Raw genomic sequence first — 20,843 nt, 5'->3', positions numbered from 1 at the left:
AGTTGTGTTTGCTTGTGTTGACGTTGGGGGCGTTGTCGGCCACGCTTGCGCCGTGACGACGTGGCCAACTGACCTGCAAGGCCTCGGCTGGGGGGCTGACTACAACCCCGAGCAGTGGCCGGAACACGTGTGGGCCGAGGACGTCGAGCTCATGCGGCGCGCCGGCGTCACCATGGTCAGCCTGGGCATCTTCAGCTGGGCGAAGATCGAGGTCAGCAAGGGCGAGTACCGGTTCGACTGGCTCGACCGCGTGATGGACCTGCTGCACGCCGGCGGCATCCGCGTCGACCTCGCGACCGCGACCGCGGCGCCTCCGCCATGGCTCACCACCGAGTACCCCGAGATGCTGCCCGTCCGCGCGGACGGTGTGCGGCTCTCGCACGGCTCGCGGCAGGCGTACTGCCCGTCGTCGCCGATCTACCGCGACCGCGCGACCGCGCTGGCCGCCGAGATGGCCTCGCACTACCGCGACCACCCCGCCCTCGCCGCGTGGCACGTCGGCAACGAGTACGCGTGCCACGTGAAGCGCTGCTACTGCGACACGTGCGCGGCCTCGTTCCGTGAGTGGTTGTCGAGCCGCTACACGCTCGACCAGCTCAACGACGCGTGGTCCACGGCGTTCTGGAGCCAGGGCTACACCGACTTCGCGCAGGTCCTGCCGCCGCGCGTCACGCCGACGTTCCAGAACCCGGCGCACGTGCTGGACTACGACAGGTTCTCCGACGACGCGATCCTGGAGCTCTACAAGGCCGAGCGGGACGTGCTGCGCATGATCACGCCGGACGTGCCGATCACCACGAACTTCATGGTCAACTGGACGTTCGGCGACCTCGACTACTGGAAGTGGGCCCGCGAGGTCGACTTCGTCTCGAACGACCACTACACCGAGGCCCAGTCGCCGGATCGGCACATCGAGCTCGCGATGTCCGCGGACCTCGTGCGCGGACTGGCGGGCGGCAAGCCGTGGCTGCTCATGGAGGCCTCGACCTCGGCGGTGAACTGGCAGCGGTGCAACATCGCCAAGACGGCGGGCGAGATGCGGAGGCACTCGTTCCAGAACATCGCCCGCGGTGCCGACGGCACGCTGTTCTTCCAGTGGCGCCAGTCGCGCGGCGGCAGCGAGCGCTACCACTCGGCGATGGTCCCGCACGCCGGCACGGACACGAAGGTGTACCGGGAGGTCTGCGAGGTCGGCGCCGAGTACGGCCGGTTGAGCGAGGTCATCGGTTCCACTGTGGACGCTTCCGTCGCGATCCTGTTCGACTTCCAGTCCGGCTGGGCGCTGCGCCAGGACGCGCACCCGACCAACGACTTCGACTACTACAAGCACGTTCTCGGGTACTACAAGGCGCTCTGGCAGGCCGGTGTCACGGTCGACTTCGTGGCGCCGGGCACGAACCTCTCCGCGTACTCGCTGGTGGTCGTCCCGGCCTTCTACGCGGTGTCCGACGCGCACGCCGCCGTCATCGCGGACTACGTGGCAGGCGGCGGTCATGTCGTGGTCACGTACCTGTCCGGGGTCGCCGACCAGCACACGCGCGTGCGGCTCGGCGGGTACCCCGGCGCGTTCCGGGACGTGCTCGGTGTGTGGTCAGAGGAATTCCACCCGCTGCGGGAGAACGAGACGGTCTCGCTGACCGACGGGTCGACCGCCTCGTTGTGGACGGAGCACCTGCACACGCGCACGGCTGACACCGTTGTCTCCTATGCCGACGGCCCGTTGCCCGGCGTGGCGGCGGTGACGCGCAACGCGTTCGGCAACGGTGTCGCCTGGTACGTGGCGTGCGATCTTGACGAGAACGGCCTCGGCCGAACGATGGAAAACGCGCTTTCCGGTGCGGGCGTTGTGGTGTCGCCTGCCGGGATTGAGCTTGTACGCCGGAAAGGCGCCGTATCGTTCCTCTTCGCCGTCAACCACACCGGCACCGACGCGGAGATCGAGGCGTCCGGTGTCGACGTGTTGTCCGGCACGCAGGTCTCCGGGCGCCTCACCGTGCGAGCCGGGGACGTAGTCGTCCTCAGGGAAGAGGTGTGAGGTGCTGGCACGTCAGCGGCAAGCGGTAATCATCGAAGAGGTCCGTCGTACGGGAGCGGTGCGCGTCAGCGACCTCGTCGTCCGGCTCGGCGTCTCGGACATGACCGTGCGCCGCGATCTCGACGTGCTCGCCGCACGCGGACTGGTGGAGAAGGTCTACGGCGGCGCCACGTCCGTCGTCGGGCGCTCGACCGACGAGCCCGGTTTCGAGGCCAAGTCGGTGCGGCAGCTGCCCGAGAAGGAGGCGATCGCGGCGCTGGCCGCGGGCCTCGTGCGTCCCGGCACGGCCATCGGCCTGTCCGCGGGCACGACGACGTGGACGTTAGCTCGTTTCCTCGACGACATCCCCGACCTCACCGTCGTCACGAACTCCATCCGCGTCGCGGACGTGTTGCAGCAGAGCGGGCGCACCGACCGCACGGTCGTGCTGACCGGTGGCGTGCGCACGCCGTCCGACGCGCTGGTGGGCCCGGTGGCCGTGCAGGCGTTGCGATCGCTGCATCTGGACGTGGTCTTCCTGGGCGTGCACGGCATGGCCGAGCGCTCCGGATTCACGACCCCGAACCTCAACGAGAGCGAGACGGACCGCGCGCTCGTCGACGCCGCCGGCCGCGTCGTCGTGGTCGCGGACCACACGAAGTGGGGCACCGTCGGGATTTCCACGATCGCCGACCTCGACGAGGCGCACGTCCTGGTGACGGACGAGGGTTTGCCGGACGACGCACGGGCGATCCTCTCCGAGCAGGTCGGCGAGTTGGTGTTGGCTCATGTACCGGGAAGTGGCGAGGAGTTGGCGTGAGGCGTACCGCGGGCAAACTGGCGGACGGCCGGGAGATCATCTACTTCGACGACAGCGCTGAGGCACCACCGCGGGTCGCGGTGGACACCCGGGATCTTCCGGAGACCCAGCCGATGTCCGAAGTCCGGCTGGACCCGTTGACCCGCGAGTGGGTCGCGATGGCGGCACACCGCCAGACACGTACCTACAAGCCGCCGGCGGACCTCTGTCCGTTGTGCCCGTCGACGCCGGGCAGGCCCACGGAGATCCCCGAGGCCGACTACGACGTCGTGGTGTTCGAGAACAGGTTTCCCTCGCTGGCGCAGAACGTGCCGGACGTGCCATCCACTGTGGATGGTGAAGCGCTGTTCGTGCGCGCGCCGGGGCGTGGTCGGTGTGAGGTCGTGTGCTTCACCTCGGACCACAGCAAGTCGTTCGGCGAGCTCTCCGAGTCGCGCGTGCGCACCGTCGTGGACGCCTGGGCGGACCGCGTCGCCTTCTTGTCAACGTTGCCAGGGGTCGAACAGGTCTTCCCGTTCGAGAACCGCGGCGAAGAGATCGGCGTGACGCTTTCCCATCCGCACGGCCAGATCTACGCGTATCCGTTCATCACGCCTCGCACCGAACGGATGCTTGAGGCGGCGCTGGAGTACTACGCGGCGCACGGACGTCCGCTGTTCGGCGACGTGCTGGAAGCCGAGCTTCGCGCGGGCGCGCGCGTGATCGAAGAGTCCGCGCACTGGGTGGCCTTCGTGCCCGCCGCCGCCCGCTGGCCCGTCGAGGTCGTGCTGGCACCACGCCGTCAGGTGCCCGACATCGCCGCACTGTCCTCAGTGGAGCGTGACGACTTCGCGTCGCTCTACCTGAAGGTGCTGCACCGCCTGGACGCGCTGTACGACCGCCCGCTGCCCTACATCGCGGCCTGGCACCAGGCACCGGTCAACGTCGGTCGCGACGAGATGTGGCTGCACCTGCAGGTCTTCTCGGTGCTCAGGACGAAGGACAAGCTCAAGTACCTCGCCGGCTCGGAGTCCGGTGAGGCCGTGTGGATCAACGACGTGACCCCGGAACAGATCGCGGAACGCCTCCGGGGAACACACAACTAGCTCCCAGGCTGGTCTAAGGGTTCTCTCAGGACGAGCCGAGAGACTATGCCCATGACCGAGAGCAACCAGCCAGCGCCGAAGCCGGAAGAGCCCACCTCCGTGCCGCCGAGCGCCGGTCAGACAGACTCCGGCGCGCGGGTGCAGGGCCCGTCGCTGCCGGAACCCGGCCAGCCGGATCCTTTGCAGGGGGGATCCGGCCAGGCTGGGGCCACTCACGTTCCTGCCGGTTTGGGCGATGTGCCCGCCTCATTCTCTTCGGCCCAGCCGCAGGTGTCCTCACCTGACGCGGGTCAGACGCAGCTCGGCGGGCCCGGACCCGGCCAGCAGCTTCCTCCATCAGGGTCCGGCCAACCTCACCCGCTCGGCCTCGGCGCCACGACCGCGCAGTTCGGCGCGGAACAGCCCGCAGGACCGCCCTCCGGCCCCTTCGCAGGGCCGCAGGGACCGCCGACGGGTCAGTACTACCTCCCGCCCGGCTTCCCGCCACCGCCCGCCGCACCGCGCCCCAAGGGCCGCGGAAAGGTCGTGGCCGGTGTCGCCGCCCTCGTGCTGATCGTCGGCGGCCTCTCCGGCGGTCTCGGCGGCTACCTGGGCTACACCTTCGCGAACGACTCGACGTCCGTGAGCTCCCTCGACTCACCCCGCCCGGCCTCGCAGGCATCGAACGCCCCCGCGGGCTCGGTCGAGGACGTCGCGAATAAGCTGCTGCCGTCCGTCGTGCAGATCCAGGTGACGACGCGCTCCGGCGCCGGCGAGGGCTCGGGCTTCATCATCTCCGGCAACGGCCAGATCGTGACGAACAACCACGTCATCGAGGGCGCTGCCGCCGGCGGCGACATCAAGGTCGTCTTCCACGACGGCAAGACCGCCACCGCCAAGATCCTCGGCCGCGACCCGAGCTCCGACATCGCCGTCATCCAGGCGGACGGCGTCTCGAACCTCCCGGTCGTGCAGCTCGGCAACTCCGGCGACATGAAGACCGGCCAGGCCGTCGTCGCGATCGGCTCGCCGTTCGAACTGTCCGGCACCGTCACCTCCGGCATCGTCAGCTCGGTGAACCGCCCGGTCTCGGCCGGCGGCGACCGCAACTCGCAGGCGACCGTCCTCAACGCCATCCAGACCGACGCCGCGATCAACCCCGGCAACTCCGGCGGCCCGCTGGTCAACATGCAGGGCCAGGTCGTCGGCATCAACTCCGCGATCTACAGCCCCAGCCAGGGGCAGGGCCAGGCCGGTTCCGTGGGCATCGGCTTCGCGATCCCGATGGACCAGGCGCGCCGCACGATCGACGAGATCGTGAAGAGCGGCAAGCCCAAGCAGACCGTGCTCGGCGTGAAGGTCGAGTCGACCGAGCAGGGCGCCAAGATCTCCGAGATCACCGGCGGCGGCGCGGCCGAGAAGGCCGGGCTCAAGGCCGGTGACGTGATCACCAAGTTCGGTGACCGCCGCATCGACGAGTCGGACACGCTGGTCGCCGCCGTGCGGTCCAAGGCTCCCGGCGACAAGGTCACGATCACGCTGTCCGACAACAGGACGGTGGAAGCCACCCTCGACGGTGTCGAGGTGGGATAGGTCGGGGGACGTCCGGCTTCTGGCATCCGCCGCCCGCCAGAAGCCGGACGTGACGACCCCGGAGAGGCCGTAGCCGTGCGCACCTGCCCCGTGCGCGGCTGCGGCCTCTTTGTTTCGTCTTCTTACGGCCTTGTGACGCTTGCGGGCCTGCCGGGCTTTCGTGGCTTAGCGTGGTGACGTGGTGGAACGGGTGCTGGTTGTCGACGACGACACGACGGTGCGCGATGTCGTGCGCCGCTACCTCGAACACGCCGGGTACGAGGTCGAACTAGCCGGTGATGGTGAGCAGGCGCTGCGGCTGATGGCCACGCACGAGCCGGACATCGTGGTCCTGGACCTGATGTTGCCCGGCATCGACGGGCTCGAGGTGTGCCGGCGGATCCGGGATCGCGGCAGCACGCCGGTGGTCATGCTGACGGCGCTGGGCGAGGAAGAAGATCGCATCGCCGGGCTGCAGATCGGCGCGGACGACTACGTCACGAAGCCCTTCAGCCCTCGTGAGCTGGCGTTGCGCGTCTCGTCGGTGTTGCGGCGGGCAGGCAAAGCCTACGAGCCGCGGGTGGTGCGGGACGGGAACCTCGTGCTGGACGTGGCCGCGCACACCGCGACGGTGGACGGGCGGCCGTTGCAGCTGACGACCCGCGAGTTCGACCTGCTGGCGTTCTTCATCGGCAACGCGGGCAAGGCGTTCGGGCGGGCCGAGTTGCTGGAGCGGGTGTGGGGCTGGCAGTTCGGCGACCAGTCGACCGTGACCGTCCACGTGCGACGGTTGCGGGAGAAGATCGAGGAGGACCCCGCGAAGCCGAAGCGGCTGAGCACCGTGTGGGGCGTCGGCTACAGGTATGACCCGTGTTCGACCGACTGAGCCGCGTGTCGCTGACCACCGCGATGACCGTCATGGTCATCGTGCCGGTGGTGGCGACCATCGCCGGCGTGCTCGTGGTCAGCGGGTTCATGTTCACGCCGATGCTCAGCGCCGCTCTCATGGCGTGTGCGGTGGTCGCCGTGGTGACCGTGCCGTTCTCGATCATGCTGGGCCGGGCGATCGCGCGCCGGACCATGTGGGAGCGCGAGGCGGAGGCGGCGCGGCGGCAGTTGGTGGCGTGGATCAGTCACGACCTGCGGACGCCGTTGGCCGGGATCCGGGCGATGACGGAGGCGCTGGAGGACGGCGTCGTCTCCGAGCCGGGTGAGGTCGCCGTCTACGCCAAGCAGATCGCGCTGGAGGCCGACCACCTGACGAAGCTGGTGGACGACCTGTTCCAGCTCTCGCGGATCACCGCAGGCGCGTTGAACCTGACGATGCACGACGTCCGGCTGGCCGATGTGGTCAGCGACGTGGTGGCCGCGTCCCGGCCCGTGGCGGCGCGCAAGGGCGTGGAGTTGCGCGCGGACGCTCGCGAGTGGCCGGTCGTGCGGGGCTCAGATCCGGAACTGATGCGTGTCGTGCGCAACCTTGTGTCCAACGCCATTCGGCACACGCCGGAAGGTGGCGTGGTGTCCGTTCAGGTCGATGTGGACGGACCCGAAGCCGTGGTGCGGGTGGACGACGCGTGCGGCGGCATACCCGATGACGTGCTGCCACAGGTGTTCGACGTGGGATTCCGGGGAAGCGCCGCGCGCAACCCGACCGGCGCCGGACTGGGGCTTTCCATCGCGCGTGGGCTCGTCGATGCGCACCACGGGAGAATTGGCGCCCAGAACCACGGTCCTGGCTGCCGCTTCGAAGTCCGACTCCCGCTACGGTGATCGGTATGGAACGCAGCGCGCAGCGCCTTGGCCGCGCTTTGGTCGTGATCGTGGACGACCGGGTGGCGCACGGTGAGCAGGACGACAACTCCGGACCTCTTGTCACCGAACTGCTCGAAGAAGCGGGCTTCATCGTCGACGGCACCGTCGCGGTCGAGGGTGAGGTGGTCGACATCCGGGCCGCGCTCAACACGGCCGTCATCGGTGGCGTCGACCTCGTGGTCACCGTGGGCGGCACAGGCGTGTCCCCGCGCGACGTCACCCCCGACGCCACGCAGGGCGTGCTCGACCGCCCGATCCACGGCATCGCCGAGGCACTCCGCGCCTCCGGCCTCGCCGCGGGCGCGGTCGACGCGGGCATCTCGCGCGGCCTCGTCGGCGTCTCCGGCAGCACGCTCGTCGTGAACCTCGCGGGCTCGCGCTCCGCGGTCCGCGACGGCATGGCGACGCTGTCGGCACTGGTGCCCTACGTGATCGAGCAGCTGAGCGGTCTTGACGAAGAGTGAGAAGCCGACGCCGGCCGACGACGACGCCGTAGCGCGCCGTCGTCGGTTGGCCGAGGTGTTCGGCGACGTGCTCCCGGAGACGACGTCGGACGAGCGCGGTGGCGGGACCTCCGGGGATGACCGCGAGTCCTGGTACCGCGAGAACAGGCCGCCGCACCACGGCGGCTGACGCCTGGGCCGCGAACGGCTCGGCGGATGACCTGGCGGGGCCGGACAGCGCGCGGCTCAGGCGGCCGACCGCGACGGCGCAGTTCCGCGTTCTTGAGCGGGTGTGTGGCGGGCCGACGCCGATGAACGTGGTGGCTGCCGCCGAAGAGATGCGGGCAGATCCGTCACCTCAGGTGGCGAGTGCCAAGCCGAGCGCGGCCGAACGGCCAGGACAAAGCGCGGGCCGCGGGGTAGCGGTGCGCGCTTCGTCTCGGCGGGGGGACGGGTGGGAGATCAGATCGCGGGACCGCGGCGCTCGGGTGCCGAGGTCTGGGGCTGGGTGTTCTGCTGGGCCGCGAGCAGGTCGCGGATCTCGATGAGAAGCTCGACGTTCGTCGGCTCGGACGGGCCGGCCTCCTCGCCCCTCTTGCGGCGCTCCTGGATCTTCTGGATCGGCAGCACCAGGACGAAGTAGACGACAGCGGCCACGATCACGAAGTTGATCGCGGCGTTGATGACGGTGCTGAAGTCGACGTAGGTGTCCGGCTTGCCGTCGCGGAGTTGGATGCCGAGGCCTGCGGTCTCGGCACTGCCGAGCGAGGCGATGAGCGGCTTGATGAGGCTCGTGGTGAACGCGGTGACGATCGCGGTGAACGCCGTTCCGATGACCACGGCCACAGCCAGGTCGACGACGTTTCCGCGCATCAAAAAGTCTTTGAAACCCTTCAGCATCAGCGGAGAGTAACGGCTAATGCATGATCCAGTGACATCGCGGCCACACGAGTTGCATTAAGTCTCGGCAACGTCAGGACGACGACTTCGCCGCGCGTCTCCCGCACCGCCGCGTTCTCCGCGAGCACCTCGCCCGACGCCGACACCACGTCGACCCGGCCGCCCGGCCGCACCACGGCGGCGAGGCCCTGGTCAGCCACCCGGACGGCCACCGAGGCCTGATCATCGGCGGCGTCGGCGAGATCGAAGTCGGTCAGCGGGACGCCTGCCCGCGCCGGTGACGACAACGCGCGGCCCACCACGGCATCGGAAGCCGGGAACGAGCCCGGCAGCGGCGTGGCGAGGGACATGACCCGGACGTCGGCGGCGGTGAGCGGCTCTCCCGCCGGTAGATCGCGGGAGGCGACCACGGCGGGATGGCCCACGTCCGGCCAGAAGAACGTCATCAGGGCCAGCAGCGCCAGCCCGAGGGCCAGGAAGCGGCGCCACGCGGGGGACGGGCGGCGGCGCGCCAGCGAGCGGAGCCGGTCCGAAACGGTCGTGGAAAGGGTCATGCCTCCGACCGTAGGACGGTCGGAGGCAGTCGAAGTGGGGTCGGTCGCAAGTTGTGGACAACTCGCGATCTTCAGGACGCGGCGGCCGCCGGAGCGCTCGTCGAGGACTTCGAGTCCGAAGAGGACTTCGTCTCCGCGGGCTTCGAGGACTTCGTCTCCGTCGAGGAGGAGGACGTCGACGACGTGCTCTTCGACGAGCCCGAACGGCTGTCCGTGCGATAGAAACCGCTGCCCTTGAAGACGACGCCGACGGCGCCGAAGAGCTTGCGCAGCTTGCCCGAGCACTCGGGGCACTCGGTGAGGGAGGAGTCGCTGAACGACTGCACAGCCTCGAACCGGTGCTCACACGCGGTGCAGGCGTACTGGTACGTAGGCACTGGGTCTGCTCCTAGCTCTGGCACTCGACCTTTGTGAGTGCCAACACGATTTTCGCTCAGGACCTTCCCGGAGCGCAAACACCCCAGGTCAAAGTCACAGCCATCGCAGACCCACCGAGGGGGTCAACACGCCGTTCATCCGCACGTCGTGAGGCTCTCCAGGCACGTCGGAAAGCACCTCCGAGTCGCGCACGACGCCGATCAGCGGGGCCTTGACCAGCGGCAACGAGCGATCGTAGTGCCCCTGCCCCTTCCCGATCCGCACCCCGTCCACCGACACGGCGAGGGCGGGCACGAGCACCAGCGAGGCTCCAGCGATCGCCGAGGCGCCGAGCCGGGGACCGGTGGGCTCGAGCAGCTTGAACCCGGCGGGGGCGAGTCCGGACGGCCCGGTGTGCACGGCCCAGTCGAGCGGCGAGTCGCCCGTCACGATCGGTAGCAGCACTCGGCAGCGCAGCCCGTCCAGCCACGAGGCGTCACCGGGCTCTGATCCGACGGGCAGAAAAGCGCACACCGTCTGATCAGGCGCAACGTCCAACGCGGCGACGTGTGCGGCCAACGCGGCAGCTTCAAGAGTGCGAACTTCAGCGGACAGCGAACGCCGTGCGGCCAGCAACCGTGAACGCAGAGTGGCCTTCCGGTCACGAAGATCGGACGTCATGGTGGGTATCCCCCGGTATGTCGTTAGCATCGCTGCCCATGAGCAGCGCCTTCCACACCGCTATCGTGCCCGCGGCCGGTCTGGGCACCCGTTTCCTCCCCACGACCAAAGCCGTGCCGAAGGAACTGCTGCCCCTGGTCGACACCCCCGCCATCGAGTACGTGGCGCGCGAGGCGGCGGAGGCCGGCGCGACGAAGCTGGTCATCGTGACGTCGCCGACCAAGGCGTCGGTCGCGAACTACTTCGACGCGAACCCCGAACTCGAGCAGTCGCTCACCGACAAGGGCAAGACCGACCTCGTCGAGAAGATCCAGCGCGCCCCGAAGCTGATCAAGGCCGAGACGGCGATCCAGGAGCAGGCCCTCGGGCTGGGCCACGCCGTCGGCTGCGCCGAGGGCAACCTGACCGGCGAGGACGAGGCCGTCGCGGTGCTGCTGCCCGACGACATCATCCTGCCCACCGACGCCCTCAAGCGGATGGCGAAGGTCCGCGAGGAGAAGGGCGGCAGCGTCCTGCTGGCGTTCGACATCCCGCGCGAGCAGATCTCCGCGTACGGCGTGTTCGACGTCCGCGACACCGGTGACGACGACGTCAAGCAGGTCGTCGGCATGGTCGAGAAGCCGAAGCCGGAGGACGCGCCGTCGACGTTCGCCGCGGCCGGCCGGTACCTCCTCGACCGGGCGATCTTCGACGCGCTCAAGCGCATCACGCCCGGCGCGGGCGGCGAGCTGCAGCTCACGGATGCCATCGCGCTGCTGATCAACGAGGGTCACCCGGTGCACGTCGTGGTCCACCGCGGCGGGCGACACGATCTCGGCAATCCCGCCGGATTCCTGCGGGCTGCGGTTGACTTCGCACTCAAGACCCCTGAGTACGGACCCGATCTGCGTGAGTGGTTGCGGGAACGCCTCGACAACTCCTGAGCGCGAGGACCAATCACATGAGGTCAGTTGACGAGCAGCTCGCTCGGGTGATCGCGGCCGCGGTGCGGCCCGCACCCGTGCGCGTGGCGATCTCCGAGTCGCAGGGCCTGCTCTGCGCCGAGGAGGTCATCGCGGAGCGCGCGTTGCCCGGCTTCGACCAGGCCGCCGTGGACGGCTACGCGGTGCGCAGCGTCGACGTGTCCGGTGCGAACGCGAGCCCGGTGCAGCTGCCGGTCGTGGGCGAGATCCCGGCCGGCTCCCGGCAGCCGCGGCGGCTGCAGCCCGGGCAGGCGGTGCGGATCGCGACGGGCGCGCCGCTGCCGACGCTGGCCGACGCGGTCGTGCCGCTCGGCTACACCGACGGCCACCAGGCCAAGGTGACGGTCAACCGCAGCGTGCCGTCCGCCGGGTTCGTCCGCCGCACCGGCGAGGACGTGCAGACCGGTGACGTCGCCGTGCGCCGCGGCGCGTCCATCGGAGCTGCTCAGGTGGGTCTTCTGGCCGCTGTCGGACGCAACAAGGTGCTCGTGCACCCCCGTCCGCGCGTGTCCGTCATCTCGCTCGGCGAGGAGCTCGTCGACGTCGACCGCACGCCCGGTCAGGGCCAGGTCTACGACGTGAACTCGTACGCGCTGGCCGCCGCCGCACGCGACGCGGGCGCCGAGGTCAGCCGGGTCGGCATCATGTCGGCCGACCCGCGCCGGCTGCGCGAGGTGATCGAGGGCCGGCTGCTGCTCTCCGAGATCGTCGTCATCGCCGGTGGCGTGGGCGGCACGATCGGCGACGAGGTCAGGGCCGCGATCACCGACCTCGGCGACATGGACGTGACCCGCGTCGGCATGCACCCCGGTTCCGCGCAGGGCTTCGGCCGGCTCGGCCCGGACGCCGTGCCGACGTTCCTGCTGCCCGCGAACCCGATGAGCGCGCTCGTGGTGTTCGAGGTGCTGGTCAGGCCCCTGATCAGGGCCGCATTGGGCAAGAAGAACCCGTACCGCCGCGCCGTCAGCGCGCGCCTGCTGTCGCCGCTGCAGTCGACGAAGGGCCGCCGGGGCTTCCTGCGCGGCCAGTTGCTTCGCGACGCGGACAACGGCGAGTACCTGGTGCAGCCGCTCGGCACGTCCGGCTCGCACCTGCTCGCGTCACTGGCGGAGGCCAACTGCCTGATCATGGTCGACGAGGACGTCACCGAGGTCTCCGTCGGTGAAGAGGTGCTGGTCAGCTTCCTTGCGCAGCGTGGATGAGCGTTTTCGCCGATCTGGGCAGACACCCCGGCTGGCCCGTCCGGCTGGGGCCTCTCCAGGTGCGCGCCGGAACCGTTGAGCTGCGCGGGCCCCGGCTCTTCGACGGCAGCACGTGGTCGAAGCTGCGCATCCGCGACCGCGCCTACCTCGAGCAGTGGGAACCCACGGCGCAGGAGGGCTGGGACGAGCGCAACGCGACGCTGTCCTGGCCGGCGCAGTGGTCGTCGTTGCGAGGCATGGCCCGGCGCGGCTCCACGCTGCCGTTCATGATCCTCGTGGACGGCGAGGTCGCCGGTCAGATCACCATCGGCAACATCGTGCGCGGCTCGTTGCTGTCGGCATGGATCGGCTATTGGGTAGCCGCTGATCGGGCGGGCGGCGGCGTCGCAACGGCGGCGGTGGCGTTGCTCACGGACCACGCTTTCCGCGACGCTGGTCTGCACCGGCTCGAAGCCACCGTCCGTCCCGAGAACGGCGCCTCGATCCGCGTGCTCACGAAGTCCGGATATCGCGAGGAAGGCCTCTTCAAGCGTTATCTGGATGTTGCCGGACAGTGGCGCGACCACCTCTGCTTCGCCCTCACGTCCGAAGAGGTCTCTGATGGCCTAGTGCGCCGTTTGGTCGCACGCGGAGAGGCCCGTCTTCCCTGACGTTTGCTTCCGTTTGCCCTAATCACTTCACCCAAAAGTGGGTGATACACCACACTTTGGTACGCACCGAGGTCGGCGTGCCTCCGACACAGGTGTGACTGTTGTGACTAACGTGGTTGGCAGCACCACGCGTGGGCCGGGGGAGGTGAACGGGGAATGCCGAGTTCGCTGATCATCATTGCGCTGGTCGTCGCCTGGCTCGTGGTCCTCGTCCCCATGATGGCCCGCAAGCGCCAGGAGAGTGCGCGCAGCGTGGGGGAGGAGTACGACGCCATGCCAGACGCCGAGTACGACGACATCCACGACATCGACGACGACTACTTCGACGAGGAGGAGTACGTCGAACGCCCCTTCCGGCGCGGCCGTGGTGGCTACGACCCGGAAGCCGCCGTCCTGGTGGCGCAGGCCAAGTACGCGTTCCGCCGCAGAGTGATCGCGTTCCTGCTGATCGCCGCCGTGGCGACGGGAATCGTCGCCGGAGTGTTCTACGCGAAGCTCTGGTACGGCCACGCCGCGCTCGACCTGGTGATCGTGGGCTACCTGACCTACTTGCGCCGGCAGGTGCGGATCGAAGAGGAGATCCGCGCACGCCGTCTCGCCCGCCTGCAGCAGGTGCGTCGCCGCCGTGCGACTGGTCCGCAGCAGCAGGAGACCCCTGCCGTCGCCGAGATCCCGCAGCAGGCCGCCGCCGACGAATCCGAGACCACCAAGGTCGAGGTCGTCGACGACAGGCCGGCGCTGCCACCGTTGCCGCGCTTCGAACACCACGTGCGTCCGGGCACCATCCCGGTCGACTCCGACGACGAGGACCCGGTCTTCGTCGAGTTAGAGGGACTGGAGTCGCTGCGGTACCGAGGTGCGGTCGGGGCATAGGAGGGGGTGGTGAAACACCCCTTCTAGGACTGCTATAGTTCTCTCGTAACACCGCAAGGGGCTGTAGCACAGTTGGTAGCGCGTCTCGTTCGCATCGAGAAGGTCAGGGGTTCGATTCCCCTCAGCTCCACAAATAAGTAAATGCTTGAACACGCAGTAGGCCGGAGTCCGATAACGGGACTCCGGCCTACTGCGTTGTTCGGCGTCGTCGAGGAAGACGATCTTGTCGGTGGTCCTTGCCACACTGGCTTCATGAGCGTGGTGGAGCAGGAAGTCCAGGAGTCGTGCGACCGGATCGGCGCGTGGCTGCGGGCGCATGCCGAAGGGGAGCGCCCGGTCAGATCCGCGGCCACCGAGGTGTCCGTCGACGCGGTCGAACGGGAGATGGGCGCGGCCCTCCCGGCGGACCTCGTCGCGTTGTGGCGGCACGAGGGAATGCCGGTGGACTACTGGTTACCGCCCGAGTACGGCTCCGCGCTGCAGGAACCGGACGAGGCGATCGACACCAGGACGATCATGCTGGCGGTCGCCGATCAGGATCCCGGCGATCCGATGTGGCCCGACCGGTTCACGCCGGCGCTGCTGCCGATCGCGATGGACGGTGGTGGGGACAGCCTCGTGGTCGACCTCCGGCCGGGTGAGCACCACGGCGCGGTCTTCTTCTGGGATCACGAGGTGTGGGGGCTGGAAGAGCCGTTGTGGCCGAGTGTGGCCGCGATGCTCGCCGACGTCGCGGATGCTCTGGAAACGGGAGGGCCGGCGCTGACGTGGCATGCGGCGCGCGGCGGAGGGCTTCGTCCCTGTGTTCCGATCGTCCATTCCTCCAACGAGTTCGGTGGATGGCAGGTGCCGGAGCCGTCCTGAAACGCGTTCGGTCAATGCCGCGACGCCCGATATCTTGTGCCGCGTGAACATCCATGGGGGATTGAAGGCCGTGTTCGTCGCGGCACTGGCACTCACCGCTGTCAGTTGCACGCCGGAGCCGGGCTCGGGGTCGGGGGACCAGCAGCCGGCGTCGCAGGAGAAGCACTTCGACGTCACGGGCTTCGGCAAGCTGAAGCCCGAGATGTCCAAAAAGGACGCACTCGCCACCGGTGAGCTCGCCGCCACCGGCGCGGGCAAGACCGGCACCTGCGAGGACTACCGGTACCAGAACGGGCCTGCTCCGGACGCGAAGAAGCTCGCGGACGACGCGGAGTTCGAGCTGAAGTACGAGGCCGCGCAGAAGGCTGCGGACGCCGCGGAGGCCGCGGTCGGACCCGCGCCGGGAGCGAACGCGGGTGCCGCGGACTACGCCGCCCACGCGGAGAAGCTCGCGGCGTCGGCGGAGGCCTCGGCCAAGGCGACCGAGCTCATCGCGGAGTCCACCAAGCGCATCGCCGAACGGGCCGAGGCGCGTGAGGCCAACGGTGGCGTCATGTTCGCCGGCGACAAGATCCGGATGATCGTGCCGCCGCCGGGCGCCACGACGGCCAAGAAGATCGGCAAGGGTGCCACGGTCGAGCAGTTCAAGGCCGCGTACCCGAACGCGGTGGACAAGGAAGCCGGCAAGACCTTCGAGGTGCCGGTGCCCGATCAGCAGGGCGTCGCGCTGAACTTCTACTTCACCGACGGGAAGCTGGAGACGTTCCTGCTCTTCAACGGTGCGGCGAAGTGCAGCTGAGCTGAGCGGAAAGGGCCGTTCACCGTAATGTGGGCGGTCCTTTCGTCTATATAAGGGCCGTAAGCTCGTTCGGCTCCCGAAAGGCTGTTCCCCATGAGCGACGCGCCGCAGGACAAAGTGACGGTCCTGTCCGCTGAGGCCCTTGCCCAGTTGAAGTCGTTCCCGCTGCACGGCGACGAACGGTTGCAGAACAAGCTGCTGTGGAAGTCGCCCAACGGCGACACGATCGTCGGTCTGATCCAGATGGCACCCGGCGCGCGCGACGTCGGCCACAACCACCCGTCGGCGACGCAGCACACGTGGGTCATCGACGGCACGGTGAGCATCGGTGGCGTGGAGGCGACGGCGGGTTCGTACGCGTTCGTGCCGCCGGGCGTCGACCACGAGACCATCGCGGGCGACGAGCCGGTGACGATGTTCTACCTCTACCAGCCGTTCGCTCCCGAGCACGACCACCACGACCACTGACAGGTCCCTGCCAGGAACCGGACGGGACCTGGAGGCAGGCAAAGGCGGCAAGTCCAGGGGAATTCCCAGTTGCGTGGCCTGGATCTGTCACGCGGTGAAGAACTGGACACGCTCGGTCACGGCGCCCGTCGCCATCATCAGCCCATGCAGGTCTTGCGCAAGGCAGCGGCGTTGGTGGCGATCGGGGCGTTCCTCGGGGGCGGCATCGCGCACGCGGAGTCCCCGTTCTTCGAGGTGCAGAGTCTCGACGGGCGCGGCAACAACCGCGCCCATCCCGAGTGGGGGACCGTCGGCGAGGGGTACACCCGGCTCGCTCCCACCAGGTACGCGGACGGCACCGGGCAGCCGGCGGACGGGCCGAACGCGCGGTACGTCAGCAACCGGATCTTCGCCGAGGGCGGGCAGCGGTACCTCACCGAGCGGCACGTCAGCCAGTGGGCGCAGGTGTGGGCCCAGTTCGTCGACCACACCTTCGGGCTGCGCGAGGACACGGCCGTCGACGCCTCGATCCCGTGGGACAACGAGGCGCCGCTGGAGACCGTGCGCAACGACCTGCTGTCCACGCCCATGCGGCGCAGCGGCGAGGTGCCGGGCTCGAGCCCGCGCGAGCAGAAGAACATCGTCAGCTCCTACCTCGACGGCTGGGCGGTCTACGGCGGCAGCCAGGAGCGGCTCGACTGGCTGCGCGACGGCGCGAAGCTGCTGCTGCCCAACAACCTCCTGCCGCGCCGGGACGCACGCGGCAACGCCGAGACCGCACCGCCGATGACCGGCCCGTTCGGTGCGATCACCAGCGGCCCCGGCGTGGTCACCGGCGACATGCGCGGCATGGAGAACGGCACCATCACCGCCGTGCAGACGCTGTTCGCCCGTGAGCACAACAGGATCGTGGACAGGCTTCCCGCGCACCTCTCCGACGAGGAGAAGTTCCAGATCGCGCGCAAGGTCGTGAGCGCCGAACAGCAGTGGATCACCTACCAGGAGTTCCTGCCGGCGATGGGCGTGCGACTCACTCCCTACCGCGGCTACAACCCGGCCGTGCGAACGAGTCTGGCGAACGAGTTCGCGACCGTCGGCTACCGCTCGCACAGCATGGTGCGCGGCGACCTCTCGGTCGTCACCGAGGCGAGCCGCTACTCGGAGGCGCAGCTGAAGACGTTGCGCGACAAGGGCTTCGGCGTGACGATCACCGGGCCCAAGGCCGAGATCGCGGTCCCGCCGCAGCTGCTGCCGTTCAACCCCGACCTCGTCGACGACGTGCAGCTCGGCCCGTTGCTGCAGAGCTTCGGCCGGCAGTACGAGGGCCTCAACGACGAGCTGATCGACGAGAACACGTTACGCAGCATCATCTTCGTCATCCCCGGCTGCCAGCCGCGCTGCCTCACCGCGGTGATCGACGTCGCCGCGCTGGACGTGCAACGCGGCCGCGACCACGGCATCGCCTCGTACAACGACGTGCGCCGCGCGTACGGACTGGCGCCCAAGCCGTCGTTCGAGGCGATCTCCGGCGAGGCCACCGAGTCGTTCCCCGCCGACCCCGAGCTCACGCCCGGCGCCGAGATCGACGACCCGGACAGCCTCGACTGGATCGCCCCAGGTCAGCGCCGCACGACGGTCGCCGCGCGGATGAAGGCCATCTACGGAGACCTGAACGGCCTGGACGCGATCGTCGGCATGATGGCCGAGCCGAGGCTGCCCGGCAGCGAGTTCGGCGAGCTCCAGCAGGCCATCTGGAAGAAGCAGTTCGAGGCGCTGCGCGACGGCGACCGCTTCTTCCACGCCAACGATCCGGCCCTGCGCGCGATCAAAGCGCGGTACGGCATCGACTACCGCCGCACGCTCGGTGATCTGATCTCCGCCAACACCGACATCCGCCGCGACGGCCTGGCGTACAACGTGTTTCGCACTCACCCATCTATGGGGTGAAGTTCGGTGAAGAACGCGGCGTCCACAAATAGTTTTCTCTCATGAGATCTGTGGTCGCCGCGTTATTACTCGTGGCCGGCACCTCCAGTGGTGCAGCGGCGTCGACCGAAGCCCCTGCCGCCAGGTGTACGGCCGCCCGACCTGTCGTCTCCAGCACGGAGACAGCTGTAGAAGCGCGCGTTCTCACCGGCTGCACGGCCGGTGAGCTCGTCGTCTTCCGGGCCGCCCTGATCGTCCGTGCCCACGGCACGTCCTGCACCGCGATCTCCGAGGAGCTCGAAGCGGACCCGGCCACCGAGCCGCAGTGGATCCGCACCCGTCTGGAACTGGAGTGCGCACCCGGCGAGAAGGGCCAGGTCGGCTCGCAGATCACCGCCGAGATGTACGACCAGCAGAACACCCGCGTCGCCACCTACGGCTTCGGTGACTCCTTCACGGAGCGCGATCCGGCCGCGCGGCACCGGTGGACCGTCGAGTTCGTCGCGGGCCTCGGTGACCTGCCGGTGCCGCCCAATCCTGCCGCGCGGAATTCCAGCGCTTCAGCGGGCAAGGGCAGTTCCCGCACCCACTCCGATCACCGGGTTCACAACGGCTGATGCCGTTTCTTCCACCCGTTTGCCAGGTGTCCATCAGTGCTGCGTTCGATAACGAATCGTGCACTTAGAGCGACATCGGTCAACGGAGCCGTCCATCGCAACGTGTAAGAGCCAAGAGGCCCAACGCGTGCTGGGCGGAGGTACAACGCGGTGATCAAGGAAAGGGTTGCTGTGGCATCAACCGCAGACCAATCACGCACCGTACGCTGACAGGTCGCCTAGGCTGGGGGTGATCTCGGAAGGGGTGGTGTGAGTCGTGGGGCTCGCTGAGTCCTTGCTCACGTGGCTGCACGGCTTCGTGGGTGCGAGTGTCTGCCCCGGTGACTGGGTGTGGACCACCACGGCGCTCGGTGCGGTGCTCGGGTTGTTCCCGACTGTCGGTGCGCTGCTGTCCATCGCCGTGCGCCGGGTCGTGGGCAACTCCTACGGCCCCGTGACCGGTGCCATCTTCACCGTGCTCGGCGTCGCCAGCTGTCTGGTGCTGCCGTGGCTCATCATGCGCGGGACCGTGCAGGGGCTGGCCAAGCGTTCCATCGACGGGTCCGCGTCGCTCGACGAGAACACCTGCTTCGGCACGTTCTCGCAGGGCAGCTACCTGGTCGACGGGGCGCCGTCGATCGTCGGCGTGGCCCAGCGGCCGATGGCGGAACCCGTGTTCCTGGTCGCCGCCGTCATCACCGTAGTGCTCGCGCTGCTGTGCCTGCTGTTCGTCATGCTGCAGTCGGGGTCGGCGTTCCGGCTCGGGCCGAACTGGCCGCGCCGGGTGTTCTGGCCCATGTTCCTGGTACTGCTGGTGACGACGTCGGCATTCCCCGTGACACTTGTGGGCCATGTGCTCCTCGGGTTTCTGCCAATTGCGGTAATCGGCTCAATCGTCGTGCGGATTTTCGGGTTGACTACCGCCATGCTGAACCGCCCCGGCCGCGACCGGTCCGCTGACCGGAACTCGCAGAACTCGCCGCCACCGCAGCCGGTGGCGCGCACGCCGCAGCCCCAGAACAACCAGCTTCCGGCTGGTCAGCCCGTTCAGAAGAAGGCGCCGACCAAGCCGATGGACGCCTCGGCGCACCGGCCGCCGCCGCAGAACCCGAACCAGAACCCGCCGCCGTACCAGCCGGCGCAGGTGCCGAAGTACCAGCCGGCCCCGATGAACCGGCCGATGCGCCCGGTCACGCAGCCGCAGCAGCCGCCCCAGAACCAGCCGCCGCGCCAGTACCCGCCGACCCGCGTCGCCGAGGTGTTGCCCCAGCCCAAGCCGCCGCAGCCGTCCACCCCGGCCGTGCTCGCGGACACGCCAGGCCCGCTGCCGTTCGGTCCGGGCGCGGCCAACGCCGAGTCGCCCGCCCCCGTGCAGAAGTCGGGCAAGGTCTGGAATCCCGGCAACGGCCGGTTCCGCCGCGTCCGCCAGCTCGGTTCCGGCGGTTTCGGCACGGTCTGGCTGGCCGTCGACGAACAGCTCGACCGCACGGTCGCGGTGAAGCTCGCGCACGCCCCGGACAACGAGACCGAGGCCCGCATGCTCCGCGAGGCCCGTGCGCTCGCCGCGGTCCGGCACCCGAACTGCGTGCGGGTGTTCGACATCGTGCAGGACCCGGACGGCCTGGCCCTGGTGATGGAGTACATCGAGGGCGCCTCGCTGTCCGAGACGGTGCTGAAGAACGGCCTGATCGACGACAAGCTCGCCGCCCGCCTCTGGCTGAACATGGCCGACGCGCTGGCAGCGGCCCACGACCGCGGCGTTTTACACCGCGACGTGAAGCCGTCCAACGTGATCGTGGACAACCAGGGCACCGCGCACCTGATCGACTTCGGCATCGCCCGCTCCAAGGGCGACAGCACGCTGACCGCCACCGGAATGATGGTCGGCACCCCGGACTTCCTCGCCCCGGAGACGGCCCGCGGCGAGACGGCCTCGCCGGCGTCCGACTCCTGGCAGCTCGCGGCCACAGTCTCCTACGCCCTGACCGGTCACCCGCCGCGCGGCTCCCGCGAGAACCCGATCTCCTCGCTGATGGCCGCCGCCCAGGGCGAACCGATCACCAAGCTGCCGCAGAAGAGCGCGCACGCCCGTCTGCTGCTCGCGGCGATGGACCCCGAGCCGGGCCGCCGTCCGTCGCTGGCCCAGGTGCGGGGGCAGCTCTCGCAGTTCCTCGACCAGCAGGGCATGAGCAAGGAAGGCCCGGTCACCAAGATGATCAGCAAGCCGACCCCGCCGCCCACGAGGCACATGCCGATGTAGGCATCCGGGTGAACGTGTGGTTGGGCCGTAACGGTGGTTCACCGTTC

The 20,843-nt window shown here is 69.0% G+C and carries 22 protein-coding genes and 1 tRNA gene; 19 read left to right on the top strand and 4 right to left on the bottom strand.

Features of this window, described 5'->3' with window-relative positions:
- Window positions 1-52: 52 nt before the first annotated feature.
- From ACH413_RS39810 to ACH413_RS39775, 8 genes are all read left to right on the top strand, one after another.
- The gene (locus ACH413_RS39810) at window positions 53-2,035 is read left to right on the top strand and encodes a beta-galactosidase (protein WP_360046941.1); all 1,983 of its coding nucleotides are present in this window, start codon (window positions 53-55) and stop codon (window positions 2,033-2,035) included.
- A 1-nt stretch (window position 2,036) separates the two neighbouring features.
- Window positions 2,037-2,834, top strand: a complete 798-nt coding sequence (locus tag ACH413_RS39805; RefSeq protein WP_093605353.1) for a DeoR/GlpR family DNA-binding transcription regulator — start codon at window positions 2,037-2,039, stop codon at window positions 2,832-2,834.
- Entirely contained in the window at window positions 2,831-3,919 is a 1,089-nt protein-coding gene (gene galT / locus ACH413_RS39800; RefSeq protein WP_360046942.1) for a galactose-1-phosphate uridylyltransferase, read from the top strand. The genes ACH413_RS39805 and galT overlap by 4 nt, the downstream gene beginning before the upstream one ends.
- Window positions 3,920-3,970: 51 nt before the next feature.
- Window positions 3,971-5,491 (top strand): trypsin-like peptidase domain-containing protein, encoded by a 1,521-nt coding sequence (locus tag ACH413_RS39795; RefSeq protein WP_396425650.1) that lies wholly within the window; start codon window positions 3,971-3,973, stop codon window positions 5,489-5,491.
- A gap of 178 nt (window positions 5,492-5,669) precedes the next feature.
- Entirely contained in the window at window positions 5,670-6,356 is a 687-nt protein-coding gene (locus ACH413_RS39790) for a response regulator transcription factor (protein ID WP_360046944.1), read from the top strand.
- A 23-nt stretch (window positions 6,357-6,379) separates the two neighbouring features.
- A complete protein-coding gene (locus ACH413_RS39785; RefSeq protein WP_360046984.1) occupies window positions 6,380-7,240 on the top strand; it encodes a HAMP domain-containing sensor histidine kinase in 861 nt (286 codons plus the stop codon).
- A 5-nt stretch (window positions 7,241-7,245) separates the two neighbouring features.
- A complete protein-coding gene (locus tag ACH413_RS39780; protein ID WP_045311897.1) occupies window positions 7,246-7,746 on the top strand; it encodes a molybdenum cofactor biosynthesis protein B in 501 nt (166 codons plus the stop codon).
- Window positions 7,733-7,915, top strand: coding sequence for a hypothetical protein (locus ACH413_RS39775; protein ID WP_360046945.1), 183 nt, complete (start codon window positions 7,733-7,735; stop codon window positions 7,913-7,915). Before ACH413_RS39780 ends, ACH413_RS39775 begins: the two co-directional genes overlap by 14 nt.
- 272 nt (window positions 7,916-8,187) lie before the next feature.
- Here ACH413_RS39775 and mscL read toward each other — a convergent pair whose 3' ends face one another.
- The 4 genes from mscL to ACH413_RS39755 form a co-directional block, all read right to left on the bottom strand.
- A complete protein-coding gene (mscL, locus tag ACH413_RS39770) occupies window positions 8,188-8,625 on the bottom strand; it encodes a large-conductance mechanosensitive channel protein MscL (protein ID WP_360046946.1) in 438 nt (145 codons plus the stop codon).
- Window positions 8,625-9,179 (bottom strand): SAF domain-containing protein, encoded by a 555-nt coding sequence (locus tag ACH413_RS39765; protein ID WP_360046947.1) that lies wholly within the window; start codon window positions 9,177-9,179, stop codon window positions 8,625-8,627. The genes mscL and ACH413_RS39765 overlap by 1 nt, the downstream gene beginning before the upstream one ends.
- A gap of 71 nt (window positions 9,180-9,250) precedes the next feature.
- Window positions 9,251-9,556, bottom strand: coding sequence for an FmdB family zinc ribbon protein (locus ACH413_RS39760; RefSeq protein WP_360046948.1), 306 nt, complete (start codon window positions 9,554-9,556; stop codon window positions 9,251-9,253).
- 94 nt (window positions 9,557-9,650) lie between these two features.
- Window positions 9,651-10,217, bottom strand: a complete 567-nt coding sequence (locus tag ACH413_RS39755) for a 5-formyltetrahydrofolate cyclo-ligase (RefSeq protein WP_360046949.1) — start codon at window positions 10,215-10,217, stop codon at window positions 9,651-9,653.
- A gap of 38 nt (window positions 10,218-10,255) precedes the next feature.
- Between ACH413_RS39755 and ACH413_RS39750 the strand changes: the two genes are divergently transcribed.
- From ACH413_RS39750 to ACH413_RS39700, 11 genes are all read left to right on the top strand, one after another.
- Window positions 10,256-11,140 (top strand): UTP--glucose-1-phosphate uridylyltransferase, encoded by an 885-nt coding sequence (locus tag ACH413_RS39750; RefSeq protein ID WP_360046950.1) that lies wholly within the window; start codon window positions 10,256-10,258, stop codon window positions 11,138-11,140.
- Window positions 11,141-11,157: 17 nt separating this feature from the next.
- Complete coding sequence (glp, locus tag ACH413_RS39745; RefSeq protein WP_093606472.1) at window positions 11,158-12,381, top strand: gephyrin-like molybdotransferase Glp; 1,224 nt, start codon at window positions 11,158-11,160, stop codon at window positions 12,379-12,381.
- On the top strand, window positions 12,378-13,031 hold the full coding sequence (locus ACH413_RS39740; RefSeq protein WP_360046951.1) for a GNAT family protein: 654 nt from the start codon (window positions 12,378-12,380) through the stop codon (window positions 13,029-13,031). Before glp ends, ACH413_RS39740 begins: the two co-directional genes overlap by 4 nt.
- Before the next feature lie 156 nt (window positions 13,032-13,187).
- A complete protein-coding gene (gene glpR, locus ACH413_RS39735) occupies window positions 13,188-13,904 on the top strand; it encodes a gephyrin-like molybdotransferase receptor GlpR (RefSeq protein WP_360046952.1) in 717 nt (238 codons plus the stop codon).
- A 57-nt stretch (window positions 13,905-13,961) separates the two neighbouring features.
- A tRNA-Ala gene (locus ACH413_RS39730) sits at window positions 13,962-14,034 on the top strand.
- 122 nt (window positions 14,035-14,156) lie between these two features.
- The gene (locus tag ACH413_RS39725; protein WP_360046953.1) at window positions 14,157-14,768 is read left to right on the top strand and encodes an SMI1/KNR4 family protein; all 612 of its coding nucleotides are present in this window, start codon (window positions 14,157-14,159) and stop codon (window positions 14,766-14,768) included.
- 43 nt (window positions 14,769-14,811) lie between these two features.
- Window positions 14,812-15,567 (top strand): hypothetical protein, encoded by a 756-nt coding sequence (locus tag ACH413_RS39720; protein WP_360046954.1) that lies wholly within the window; start codon window positions 14,812-14,814, stop codon window positions 15,565-15,567.
- A gap of 93 nt (window positions 15,568-15,660) precedes the next feature.
- On the top strand, window positions 15,661-16,035 hold the full coding sequence (locus ACH413_RS39715) for a cupin domain-containing protein (RefSeq protein WP_360046955.1): 375 nt from the start codon (window positions 15,661-15,663) through the stop codon (window positions 16,033-16,035).
- A gap of 144 nt (window positions 16,036-16,179) precedes the next feature.
- Window positions 16,180-17,961, top strand: coding sequence for a peroxidase family protein (locus ACH413_RS39710; protein ID WP_360046956.1), 1,782 nt, complete (start codon window positions 16,180-16,182; stop codon window positions 17,959-17,961).
- Window positions 17,962-18,002: 41 nt separating this feature from the next.
- On the top strand, window positions 18,003-18,557 hold the full coding sequence (locus ACH413_RS39705; RefSeq protein ID WP_360046957.1) for a hypothetical protein: 555 nt from the start codon (window positions 18,003-18,005) through the stop codon (window positions 18,555-18,557).
- Window positions 18,558-18,813: 256 nt separating this feature from the next.
- Window positions 18,814-20,796, top strand: a complete 1,983-nt coding sequence (locus tag ACH413_RS39700) for a protein kinase (protein WP_360046958.1) — start codon at window positions 18,814-18,816, stop codon at window positions 20,794-20,796.
- The last annotated feature ends 47 nt before the right edge of the window (window positions 20,797-20,843 follow it).

Origin of the sequence: Lentzea sp. NPDC020367 (assembly GCF_044387305.1) — a bacterium.
Classification (GTDB): Bacteria; Actinomycetota; Actinomycetes; order Mycobacteriales; family Pseudonocardiaceae; genus Lentzea.
Note: the sequence above shows the minus strand (reverse complement) of the source record. Positions and strands in the feature narration are given on the sequence as shown.